The sequence below is a fragment of the uncultured Nocardioides sp. genome, assembly GCF_947489365.1.
Taxonomy (GTDB): domain Bacteria; phylum Actinomycetota; class Actinomycetes; order Propionibacteriales; family Nocardioidaceae; genus Nocardioides.
In genome coordinates this window covers 308,408-319,749 of record NZ_CANLDB010000004.1, presented here as the reverse complement: position 1 = coordinate 319,749, position 11,342 = coordinate 308,408, and the positions used below count along the sequence as shown (strand labels likewise).

At 72.4% G+C, this 11,342-nt stretch carries 11 protein-coding genes; 6 read left to right on the top strand and 5 right to left on the bottom strand.

Annotated elements, in window-relative coordinates; genetic code table 11:
* Nucleotides 1–19: 19 nt before the first annotated feature.
* From whiA to Q0858_RS13645, 6 genes are all read left to right on the top strand, one after another.
* Nucleotides 20–1,006: a DNA-binding protein WhiA gene (whiA, locus tag Q0858_RS13670; RefSeq protein ID WP_299055343.1), complete on the top strand. Its 987-nt coding sequence runs from the start codon at nucleotides 20–22 to the stop codon at nucleotides 1,004–1,006.
* Between the two features lie 301 nt (nucleotides 1,007–1,307).
* Entirely contained in the window at nucleotides 1,308–2,303 is a 996-nt protein-coding gene (gene gap, locus Q0858_RS13665; RefSeq protein WP_299055341.1) for a type I glyceraldehyde-3-phosphate dehydrogenase, read from the top strand.
* Nucleotide 2,304: 1 nt separating this feature from the next.
* On the top strand, nucleotides 2,305–3,534 hold the full coding sequence (locus Q0858_RS13660) for a phosphoglycerate kinase (protein WP_299055339.1): 1,230 nt from the start codon (nucleotides 2,305–2,307) through the stop codon (nucleotides 3,532–3,534).
* 14 nt (nucleotides 3,535–3,548) lie between these two features.
* A complete protein-coding gene (gene tpiA / locus Q0858_RS13655) occupies nucleotides 3,549–4,319 on the top strand; it encodes a triose-phosphate isomerase (protein ID WP_299055725.1) in 771 nt (256 codons plus the stop codon).
* Between the two features lie 29 nt (nucleotides 4,320–4,348).
* The gene (secG, locus tag Q0858_RS13650) at nucleotides 4,349–4,588 is read left to right on the top strand and encodes a preprotein translocase subunit SecG (RefSeq protein ID WP_299055337.1); all 240 of its coding nucleotides are present in this window, start codon (nucleotides 4,349–4,351) and stop codon (nucleotides 4,586–4,588) included.
* A 101-nt stretch (nucleotides 4,589–4,689) separates the two neighbouring features.
* Nucleotides 4,690–5,055: an RNA polymerase-binding protein RbpA gene (locus tag Q0858_RS13645; protein ID WP_299055335.1), complete on the top strand. Its 366-nt coding sequence runs from the start codon at nucleotides 4,690–4,692 to the stop codon at nucleotides 5,053–5,055.
* Nucleotides 5,056–5,059: 4 nt separating this feature from the next.
* Here Q0858_RS13645 and Q0858_RS13640 read toward each other — a convergent pair whose 3' ends face one another.
* The 5 genes from Q0858_RS13640 to tkt form a co-directional block, all read right to left on the bottom strand.
* Nucleotides 5,060–5,530, bottom strand: coding sequence for a hypothetical protein (locus tag Q0858_RS13640; RefSeq protein ID WP_299055333.1), 471 nt, complete (start codon nucleotides 5,528–5,530; stop codon nucleotides 5,060–5,062).
* Between the two features lie 118 nt (nucleotides 5,531–5,648).
* Entirely contained in the window at nucleotides 5,649–6,371 is a 723-nt protein-coding gene (pgl, locus tag Q0858_RS13635) for a 6-phosphogluconolactonase (RefSeq protein WP_299055330.1), read from the bottom strand.
* Complete coding sequence (gene pgi, locus Q0858_RS13630; RefSeq protein ID WP_299055328.1) at nucleotides 6,368–8,041, bottom strand: glucose-6-phosphate isomerase; 1,674 nt, start codon at nucleotides 8,039–8,041, stop codon at nucleotides 6,368–6,370. The genes pgl and pgi overlap by 4 nt, the downstream gene beginning before the upstream one ends.
* Nucleotides 8,038–9,141, bottom strand: coding sequence for a transaldolase (gene tal / locus Q0858_RS13625; protein WP_299055325.1), 1,104 nt, complete (start codon nucleotides 9,139–9,141; stop codon nucleotides 8,038–8,040). Before tal ends, pgi begins: the two co-directional genes overlap by 4 nt.
* Nucleotides 9,142–9,185: 44 nt before the next feature.
* Nucleotides 9,186–11,282, bottom strand: coding sequence for a transketolase (gene tkt / locus Q0858_RS13620; RefSeq protein ID WP_299055323.1), 2,097 nt, complete (start codon nucleotides 11,280–11,282; stop codon nucleotides 9,186–9,188).
* Nucleotides 11,283–11,342 lie beyond the last annotated feature (60 nt).

Below are 11,342 nucleotides of genomic sequence, written 5' to 3'. Positions count from 1 at the left end.
CCGTGGCAGGATCAGCGACATGGCGATGACGGCACAGGTCAAGGCGGAGCTGTCGAGCACCCGGATCACGAAGACCTGCTGCCGCAAGGCGGAGGTCGCGTCGCTGCTCCGGTTCGCCGGGGGACTGCACATCGTGGCGGGCAAGATCGTCATCGAGGCCGAGCTCGACACCGGTGCCGCGGCCCGCCGCCTCCGCACCGACGTCGCCGAGGTCTTCGGCCACGCGTCCGAGGTCGCGATGGTGCAGGGCAACGGCCTGCGCCGCGGCAGCCGGTACGTCGTCCGCGTCACCAAGGACGGCGAGGCCCTGGCGCGCCAGACCGGTCTCCTCGACCAGCGCGGCCGCCCCGTCCGCGGCCTGCCGCCGCACGTCGTCTCCGGCGGCGGCTGCGACTCCGTCGCCGCGTGGCGCGGCGCGTTCCTCGCCCACGGCTCGCTCACCGAGCCCGGCCGCTCGGCGGCCCTGGAGCTCACCTGCCCCGGCCCCGAGGCCGCGCTCGCCCTGGTCGGGGTCGCCCGCCGCCTCGGCATCCCCGCCAAGGCCCGCGAGGTGCGCGGCGTCGACCGGGTCGTCATCCGTGACGGCGACGCCATCGGCGCGCTGCTCACCCGCCTCGGGGCCCACGAGTCCCTCATGGCCTGGGAGGAGCGCCGGATGCGTCGCGAGGTCCGCGCGACCGCCAACCGCCTCGCCAACTTCGACGACGCCAACCTCCGCCGCTCCGCCCGCGCCGCCGTCGCTGCCGGCGCACGCGTCGACCGCGCGATGGAGATCCTCGGCGACGAGGTCCCCGACCACCTCCGCATGGCCGGGACGCTCCGCCTCGAGCACAAGCAGGCCTCGCTCGAGGAGCTCGGCCAGCTGCACGAGCCGGTGCTGACCAAGGACGCCATCGCGGGTCGCATCCGTCGCCTCCTCGCGATGGCCGACAAGCGCGCCGAGGAGCTCGGCGTCCCCGGCACCGAGGCCTCCCTGACCGACGAGATGCTCGCCGAGGACGCCTGAGCCGTCGGGCTCGTCGTACCTCTGGTCCCACCAGCCCCACCCGTTTCGGGGTTTCACCAGCCGGCTGGCGAAACCCCGTCTGGGCTGACGAAGTTTCGTCAGCCCGGACGGGGCTTCACGGGTCAGGTGGCGAAACCTGTGACAGCCGGGACCCCTGTGACGCCCGGGACCACGCCGGAGCGGGCCTCAGCCAGGCCCGCCCGGTTACCCGACGGTACGGCGGACAGCGGTTCCCGCGGTCGGTGGTGGCCGATAGTGTCGAGAGCGTCCGCCACACCCAGCGTTGTCAGGAGCACCTGCAGTGACCGTTCGCGTAGGCATCAACGGATTCGGCCGGATCGGCCGCAACTTCTTCCGGGCCGTCCAGGCGTCGGGCGCCGACATCGAGATCGTGGCCGTCAACGACCTGACGGACAACGCCTCGCTCGCCCACCTGCTCAAGTACGACTCCATCCTCGGCCGCCTCGGCCAGGACGTCACCAGCTCCGACACCGCGATCACGGTGGGCGGCCGTGAGATCCGGGCGTTCGCCGAGCGCGACCCCGCCGCCCTGGCGTGGGGCGAGGTCGGCGTCGACGTCGTCGTGGAGTCCACCGGGTTCTTCACCGACGCGACCAAGGCGAAGGCGCACGTCGAGGGCGGGGCCAAGAAGGTCATCATCTCCGCGCCGGCGTCGAACGAGGACGTCACGATCGTCATGGGCGTCAACGAGGGCGACTACGACCCGGCGAACCACACCGTCATCTCCAACGCCTCCTGCACCACGAACTGCCTGGCGCCGATGGCGAAGGCCCTCAACGACGGCCTCGGCATCACCAAGGGCCTGATGACGACGATCCACGCCTACACCGCCGACCAGAACCTGCAGGACAACATCCACAAGGACCTGCGCCGCGCCCGCGCCGCCGCCCTGAACGTCGTCCCCACCTCCACCGGTGCCGCCAAGGCGATCGGGCTGGTGCTGCCGGAGATGAAGGGCAAGCTCGACGGCTACGCCCTGCGCGTCCCGGTCCCGACCGGCTCCGCCACCGACCTCACCTTCGAGGCCGGGCGCGAGACGTCCGTCGATGAGGTCAACGAGATCGTCAAGGCCGCCGCCGACGGCAAGATCCTGCGCTACTCGACCGACCCGATCGTGTCCTCCGACATCGTCACCGACCCGGCGTCCTGCATCTTCGACGCGCCGCTGACCAAGGTCATCGGCAACCAGGTCAAGGTCGTCGGCTGGTACGACAACGAGTGGGGCTACTCCAACCGCCTCGCCGACCTGATCGTCCACGTCGGCGCCACCCTCTGACGTGGCGGTCATCGACGGCCCGCTCGAGGGCCTCGGCGACGTCGCCGGCAAGCGGGTCCTGGTCCGCTCCGACCTGAACGTCCCGCTCGACGGCACCCGGATCACCGACGACGGCCGCGTCCGCGCGTCCGTCCCGACGATCTCCGCCCTGGCGGACGCCGGCGCGCGGGTCGTCGTGGTCGCCCACCTCGGGCGCCCGAAGGGCGAGCCGGACCCGGCGTACTCGCTGCGCCCGGTCGCCGACCGGCTCGGTGAGCTGCTCGGCCGGCGGGTGGCCTTCGCGACCGACACCGTGGGGGAGTCGGCGACCGAGACGGTCGCCGCGCTGGCCGACGGCGAGGTCGCCGTCCTCGAGAACGTCCGCTTCAACGCGGGCGAGACCTCGAAGCAGGACGAGGTCCGCTCGGCGTTCGCCAGCGAGCTGGCCAAGCTGGCCGACGCGTTCGTCTCCGACGGCTTCGGGGTGGTGCACCGCAAGCAGGCCAGCACGTACGACGTCGCCCTGCACCTGCCGAGCGCGACGGGCGCGCTGGTGGCCTCCGAGATCGAGGTGCTGCGGCGCCTCACCGAGGACCCCGAGCGGCCGTACGCCGTCGTCCTCGGCGGCTCGAAGGTCTCCGACAAGCTCGGGGTGATCGACAACCTGCTCGGCAAGGCCGACCGCCTGCTCATCGGCGGCGGGATGGTCTTCACCTTCCTCGCGGCCCAGGGCAAGGCCGTGGGCTCCTCGCTGCTGGAGTCCGACCAGGTCGAGCGGTGCGCCGAGTACCTGCGCCGCGCCGACGAGCTCGGCGTCCAGCTGCTGCTGCCGACAGACGTCGTCACCGACACCTCGTTCCCCTCCGGCGACCGTGACCCGCTGCCCAAGGTCGTGTCCGTCGACGAGATCGACGACGACTCGATGGGCCTCGACATCGGCCCGGAGTCCGCGGCAGCGTTCGCGGAGGCGTTGACGGACGCGCGGACGGTCTTCTGGAACGGCCCGATGGGCGTGTTCGAGACCGACGCGTTCGCCGACGGCACCCGGGCGGTCGCCCAGGCGCTCGTCGAGTGCACGCAGAACAACGGGCTGACCGTGGTCGGCGGCGGTGACTCCGCCGCGGCGGTGCGCACGCTCGGCTTCGCCGAGACCGACTTCAGCCACATCTCGACCGGTGGCGGAGCGAGCCTGGAGTACCTGGAGGGCAAGGAGCTGCCCGGCGTCGCCGTGCTGGAGAGGAGCGTCTCGTGAGCAGGACCCCCCTGATGGCGGGCAACTGGAAGATGAACCTCGACCACGCCGAGGCCGTCCACCTGGTGCAGAAGCTCGCGTGGACCCTGCAGGACAAGCGGCACGACCCCGCGAAGGCGGAGGTCGTCGTGGTCCCCCCGTTCACGGACCTGCGCTCGGTGCAGACGCTCGTGGACGGCGACCGGCTCAAGGTCGCGTACGGCGCGCAGGACGTCTCCACCGAGGCGTCCGGAGCCCGCACCGGGGAGATCTCGGCGCACATGCTGGCCCGGCTGGGCTGCACCTACGTCGTGGTCGGACACTCCGAGCGCCGCGAGCACCACCACGAGGACGACGCCCTGGTCAACGCCAAGGCGAAGGCCGCGCTGGGGGAGTCGATGACGCCGATCGTCTGCGTCGGTGAGGGTCTCGAGGTGCGCCAGGCCGGTGACCAGGTCGCCCACACGCTGGCCCAGGTGGACGGCTCGCTAGCCGGCCTGACCGCCGAGCAGGTCGCCGGTCTCGTGGTCGCCTACGAGCCCGTCTGGGCCATCGGCACCGGCGAGGTCGCGACCCCCGAGGACGCCCAGGAGGTGTGCGGGGCCGTCCGGGCCCGCGTCCGGGAGGTCTGGGGCGACGCCGCCGCGGACGGCGTCCGGGTCCTGTACGGCGGATCGGTGAAGGCGTCCAACGTCGCGGGGATCATGGCGAAGGACGACGTCGACGGCTGCCTCGTCGGGGGCGCCAGCCTGCAGGCCGACGAGTTCGGTGGTATCTGCAGGTTCTACGACATGCCGGTGCTCTGAGCCTCCACCAGTGACGTAGGGTCCTGCTCGTGACTGTGGTGTTGACGGTTCTGCTCATGCTGACCAGCCTGATGCTGATCGTGATGGTGCTCCTGCACAAGGGGCGTGGCGGCGGCCTGTCCGACATGTTCGGCGGAGGCGTGTCGAGCTCGCTGGGCGGCTCGTCGGTCGCGGAGCGGAACCTCGACCGGTTCACCGTCGGCATCGGCGTGATCTGGTTCGCCTGCGTGATCGCCCTGGGCCTGCTGTACGCCTACGGGGTCGCCTGACACGCCGCACCACGCGGGGTCGGTCCGGGGAGGGGACGACACCGCTCATCGCGGTCGCGTCGAGCCGACCGACCGCACCGGACGACAACAGGGAGGGACAGATGGCCGGAGGTAACGGCGCCAGCGCGATCCGGGGGAGCCGGGTCGGGTCGGGCCCCATGGGCGAGGCGGAGCGCGGCGAGGCCGCCCCGCGTCAGTCCGTGACGTACTACTGCTCGCAGGACCACCGCTCGGTGGTGGCGTTCTCGGTCGAGGCCGAGGTGCCGGCCACCTGGGACTGCCCCAAGTGTGGTCTGCCCGCGGGCCTGGACACCGAGAACCCGCCCGACGCTCCCCGCATCGCGCCGTACAAGACGCACCTCGCCTACGTGAAGGAGCGTCGCAGCGACGCGGAGGCGGCGAGCATCCTCGACGAGGCCATCGCCACCCTGCGCTCGCGGCGCAAGGCCGGCGAGATCGTCTTCTGACGCGCTAGTCCTGCGGGTCCTGGAGGTGGTCGCGGACCGCCTCCAGGACCTGCGCGCCGTCCGGGGTGTCGAACAGCCCCTGGGCGTGCGCGTCCCCCGGCACGACCAGCAGGTCCCCGTCCGCCGCGGTCCCCGCGAGCGCGGGCGCGACGTCCGCGACGGCCTCGTCCTCGCTCGCGACAAAGAGCGTCGGCGGCTCGACGGGATCCGGCACGACGGCGTTGGGCGACAGCAGGACCAGTCGGTCCGCGCAGCCGGCGTCCTCCGCACAGAGGTCCAGGACGGCGTCCGCCCCGGCGCTCGCTCCAACGAGGGCGACCTCGTCGGCACCCTGCTCGCGTGCCCAGGTCACGGCGTCGGCGAGGGCGGCCGGGGTGATCTCGTCGGTGGCCACGACGGTGGCGCCGTCGGCGGCGAGGACCTCGGCCTGCGCCTCCCAGCTCGCCGCGTCGTACGACGCCCCGTGGGCCAGCACGACGGCGCGGTCGCCGTCACCCCAGACAGGGCCCCGTCGCTGCCGATCGTGACCTCCTCGGCGCCGTCCGGCGTCCCGGAGCACGCGCCGAGGGCGGCGAGGGCCGTGCCCGCGACGGCTACAGCGCCGATGCGGCGTCGGAGTCCAGCCACCACGTGCGGTCCCCTCCGGTGACCCCGCGCGCGGGGGTCTCGGTGACGCTGCCGTCCTCGGCCAGGCCTCGGCGGACGGCGTCCGCCTTGGCCTCGCCGCTCACGAGGAACCAGACCTCGTCGGTCCGGTCGAGGGCGGCGAAGGTCAGGCTGACGCGCTCGGGCGGCGGCTTCGGCGACCCGGTGACGCCGACGGCGATCCCGTCCGCCTCCAGCTGGGCGAAGCCCGGGAACAGCGACGCGACGTGCCCGTCCGGCCCGAGGCCGAGCATCACCAGGTCGAACCCGCCGCCGCCCTGGCCGCGGACCGCGTCGGCGTACGCCGCCGCTGCCGCGTCGACGTCGGCGTGGCCGGCGTCGGTGGCGGGCATGCGGTGGATCCGGTCGGCGGGGACGCCGAGCGGCTCCAGCAGGTCGCGCACCGCGGGCAGGTCGTTGCGGTCGTCGGAGTCCGCCGCCACGTAGCGCTCGTCGCCCCACCAGAAGCTCACCCGGGTCCAGTCGACCGACGAGGTGTCGAGGGTGGGCACGAGGGCGTGGATCCGCTCGGCGATCGTGCCGCCGGTGAGCGCCACGGCGGGCTCGCGGCCCTCCGCCTGCCAGGTGGCGAGGCGGTGGACGAGCGACACCGCCACGCTGTGGGCCAGCGCGTCGGCGTCGGGGTGGGTGCGGACGGTCGGCGCGCTCATCGGGTGCGGTGCTCGCGGTAGTAGGCGATCAGCGCCTGCGTGGACGCGTCCTGCGCGGCGAGCGCGTCGGCGTCGCCCGCGATCGCGGGACCGACCTCCAGCGCGAGCTTCTTGCCGAGCTCGACGCCCCACTGGTCGAAGCTGTCGATGCCCCACACGACGCCCTGGGTGAAGGTGACGTGCTCGTAGAGCGCCACCAGCTGGCCCAGGACGGACGGCGTGAGGGCCGGCGCCATGATCGACGTGGTCGGCCGGTTGCCCGTGAAGACGCGCGCCGGGACGACGGACTCGTCCGTGCCCTCCGCCCGGACCTCGTCGGCGGTCTTGCCGAACGCCAGCGCCCGGGTCTGGGCGAAGAAGTTCGCGAGGAACAGCTCGTGGACGTCGGTGGCCCCGTCCGTGCGCGGGTACGACGGCTCGGCGAAGGCGAGGAAGTCGGCCGGGACCAGCCGGGTGCCCTGGTGGATCAGCTGGTAGAAGGCGTGCTGCCCGTTGGTGCCGGGCTCGCCCCAGAACACCTCGCCGGTGTCCGTGGTGACCGGTGAGCCGTCCCAGCGGACACCCTTGCCGTTGGACTCCATCGTCAGCTGCTGCAGGTACGCCGGGAAGCGGTGCAGCAGCTGCGAGTAGGGGAGCACGGCGTGGGTCTGCGCGCCGAGGAAGTCGGAGTACCAGACGTTCAGCAGGCCCAGCAGCATCGGCACGTTCTCGCCCGCCGGGGCCGTGCGGAAGTGCTCGTCCATCGCGTGGAAGCCGGCCAGCAGCTCGGCGAACCGCTCCGGGCCGATCGCGACGACCAGCGAGGTGCCGATCGCGGAGTCGAGGGAGTAGCGGCCGCCGACCCAGTCCCAGAACCCGAAGGCGTTGGCGGGGTCGATGCCGAAGTCGGCGACCTTGTCGAGCGCCGTGGAGACCGCGACGAAGTGCTTCGCGACGGCGTCGTCCCGGTCGATCTCGCCGTCCACCGCGCCGAGGCCGTCGAGCAGCCACGCGCGGCACATCCGGGCGTTCGTGAGCGTCTCGAGCGTCCCGAACGTCTTGCTCGAGACGATGAACAGCGTCGTCGCCGGGTCGAGGCCCTGCAGCGTCAGCGCGACGTCGGTGGGGTCGATGTTCGACAGGAAGCGGCACTCGAGCCCCTCCTGGTGGTACGGCGCCAGCGCCTCGTACGCCATCACCGGGCCGAGGTCGGACCCGCCGATGCCGATGTTGACGACCGTGCGGATCCGCTCGCCGGTGACCCCGGTCCACGAGCCGTCCCGGACCGACGTGGCGAAGGCGTAGACGCGGTCGAGCACCTCGTGGACGTCGGCGACCACGTCGGTGTCACCCAGGACCAGGGACGCGTCCCGCGGCAGGCGCAGTGCCGTGTGGAGCACCGCGCGGTCCTCGGTGACGTTGATCCGCTCACCGGCGAGCATCGCGTCGCGCCGGGCCTCGACGCCGACCTCCTCGCCCAGGGCGAGGAGGGCGGCGAGGACGTCGTCGTCCAGGAGGGCCTTGGACAGGTCGACGTGCAGGTCGGCCGCCGCGAACGAGAGCCGCTCGACGCGGCCGGAGTCCTCGGCGAACCAGGCACGCAGGTCGGGGGAGAACCCGTCGGCCAGCGTCCGCAGCCTGGTCCAGGCCTCCGTCGTGGTGGCGTCGACGGGCGCCTCCCCCTCGCTCATGCCGACTTCTCCAGCTGGTCCTTCACCGTCTTCGTGAGCTCGGCCCAGGCGTCGTCGAACTTCGCGACACCCTCGTCCTCGAGCACGACGTACACGTCGTCGAGGTCGACCCCGACGGCGCTGATCTGCTGGAAGACCTTCTCGGACTCCTCGCCGCGGCCGGTGACCTTGTCGCCCTCGACCTCGCCGTGGTCGGCGAACGCCTCGAGGGTCTTCTCCGGCATCGTGTTCACGGTGTCGGCGACGACGAGGTCGGTCACGTAGAGGGTGTCGGGGTAGTCGGGGTTCTTGACCCCGGTGGAGGCCCACAGCGGGCGCTGCGCCTGGGCGCCGTCGGCGGCCAGCGACTCCCAGCGCTCACCCGAGAACGCGTCGGTGAAGGCAGCGTAGGCCAGTCGCGCGTTCGCGACGGCGGCCTTGCCCTTCAGGGCCCTGGCCTCGTCGGTGCCGACCTTGTCGAGCCGGTCGTCGATCTCGGAGTCCACGCGGGAGACGAAGAACGAGCCGACGGAGTGGATGGTCGACAGGTCGAGGCCGGCGTCGCGCGCCTTCTCGAGCCCGGCCATGTAGGCGTCCATGACGGCGCGGTAGCGGTCGATGCTGAAGATCAGCGTGACGTTGACGTTGATGCCCTCCGCGATGACCGCGGTGATGGCCGGCAGGCCCTCCTCGGTCGCCGGGATCTTGATCAGCGCGTTGGTGCGGTCCACCGACGCCCACAGCGCCTTCGCCTGGGCGATGGTGGCCTCGGTGTCGCGGGCGAGGCCCGGGTCGACCTCGATGGACACGCGGCCGTCGGCCGGGTTGGTGTCGTACGCCGGGCGCAGGACGTCGCAGGCGTCGCGGACGTCGTCGGTGGTGATGGTGAAGATCGCGTCGTCGACGCCGACGCCCTTGCCGGCGAGCTCGCGCAGCTGCTCGTCGTAGGCGTCGCCCTCGCCGAGCGCGGCGGAGAAGATCGACGGGTTGGTGGTGACGCCGACGACGGACTTCTCGGCGACGAGCTGCTCGAGGTTGCCGCTGCGCAGGCGCTCGCGGGAGAGGTCGTCGAGCCAGATGGAGACACCGGCGTCAGCCAGGGCCTTGAGACGGTCGGACATGTGGTTCCTCCTTGGGGAGTGGTGGTCCGGGTGGGGCCGCGGGGTCAGCTGGTCGCCGCGGCGATGCTGTCGCGGGCCGCGGCGGCGACGGCCTCGGCCGTCACGCCGTACTCGCGGTAGATGCGCTCGTAGTCGGCGCTGGCGCCGTAGCCCTCGATCGAGATGATCCGGCCGTGGTCCCCGACGATCTCGCGCCAGCCCTGCGCGATGCCGGCCTCGACCGAGACGCGGGCGCGGACGCCGGGCGGGATCACGGTCTCGCGGTAGGAGAGCTCCTGGGCGTCGAACCACTCGTGGCACGGCATCGACACGACGCGGGCGCGGACGCCCTCGGCGGCGAGGATCTCGCGCGCCTCGACGGCGAGCTGGACCTCGGAGCCGGTGCCGATGAGCACGACGTCGGGCTGGCCGCCCTCGACGTCGAGGAGCACGTAGGCGCCCTTGCTGACGTTCGAGGTGTCGGAGTAGCCGTCGGTGTCGCGCGGGAAGGTCGGCACGTTCTGCCGGCTCAGGCACAGCCCGGCCGGCCGGCCGGGGTTCTCCAGCACGTGCTGCCAGGCGGCGACGGTCTCGTTGGCGTCGGCCGGGCGGACGACGGCGAGGCCGGGGATCGCCCGGAGGGCGGCGAGGTGCTCGATCGGCTGGTGGGTCGGGCCGTCCTCGCCGAGGCCGATGGAGTCGTGGGTCCACACGTAGGTGACCGGCAGCTTCATCAGCGCCGCCAGGCGGACCGAGGGCCGCATGTAGTCGGAGAACGTGAGGAACGTCCCGCCGAAGACGCGGGTGCCGCCGTGGCTGGCGATGCCGTTCATGATCGCGCCCATGGCGTGCTCGCGGATGCCGAAGTGGAGCACCCGGCCGTACGGGTCGGCGGTGAACTTGCCGGTCGAGTTGTCCGCCAGGTTGAACGAGGGAGCACCCTCGATCGTCGTGTTGTTGGAGCCGGCGAGGTCGGCCGAGCCGCCCCACAGCTCCGGCAGGACCGGGGCGATGGCGTTGATGACCTCACCGGACGCCTTGCGGGTGGCGACGCCCTTCGGGTCGGCCTCGAAGGTCGGGAGGGCGTCGGTCCAGCCGTCGGGCAGGGTGCGGGTCTGCATGCGCTCGTAGAGCGCGACGTCGGCGTTCGGCTGCTTCGTCCAGGCCTCGAACGACGCGTCCCAGGCGGCCTGCGCCTCCTTGCCGCGCGCGACGGCGGCGCGGGTGTGCTCGATCACGTCGGCCGGCACCTCGAAGGTGCGCTGCGGGTCGAAGCCGAGGACCTCCTTGGTGGCGGCGACCTCGTCCTCGCCCAGGGCGGAGCCGTGGGAGGCACCGGTGTTCTGGGCGTTCGGGGCGGGCCAGGCGATGATCGTGCGCAGCAGGATGAAGCTGGGCTTGTCCTGCACCGCACGGGCGGCGGAGATGGCCTCGTACAGGGCCGGGACGTCCTCGGAGTACTCCGTGCCGGCGGTCCAGTCGACGACCTGCACGTGCCAGCCGTACGCCTCGTAGCGGGCGGCGACGTCCTCGGTGAACGCGACGTCGGTGTCGTCCTCGATGGAGATCTTGTTGGCGTCGTAGATGACCGTCAGGTTGCCCAGGCCCTGGTGGCCGGCGATGGAGGAGGCCTCGGCGCTGACGCCCTCCTGCATGTCGCCGTCCGAGCACAGGGCGTAGATCTGGTGGTCGAAGGGGCTGTCCTCGGGCGAGGCGTCGGGGTCGAGCAGCCCGCGCTCGCGGCGCCCGGCCATCGCGAAGCCGACGGCGTTGGCGACGCCCTGGCCCAGCGGGCCGGTGGTGGTCTCGACGCCGGCGGTGTGGCTGTACTCGGGGTGGCCCGGGGTCTTGCTGTCCCAGGTGCGCAGCGCCTCGATGTCCTCGATCTCGAGGCCCCAGCCGCCCAGGTAGAGCTGCAGGTAGAGCGACAGGGAGGAGTGGCCGCACGAGAGGACGAAGCGGTCACGGCCGGGCCAGTGGGGGTCGGCCGGGTTGTGGCGCATCACCTTCTGGAACAGCAGGTAGGCGACGGGCGCCAGGCTCATCGCGGTGCCGGGGTGGCCGTTGCCGACCTTCTGCACGGCATCCATGGCCAGCACGCGGACGGTGTCGACCGCCCGGTCGTCGGTCTCGGTCCAGTCCAGGGTGGGGAGGGTGCTCACGTGGTTCCTCTACGGTCCGTGCCGGTGTCGGTGGACCCGGTCCGATGGGAGCGCGACGGC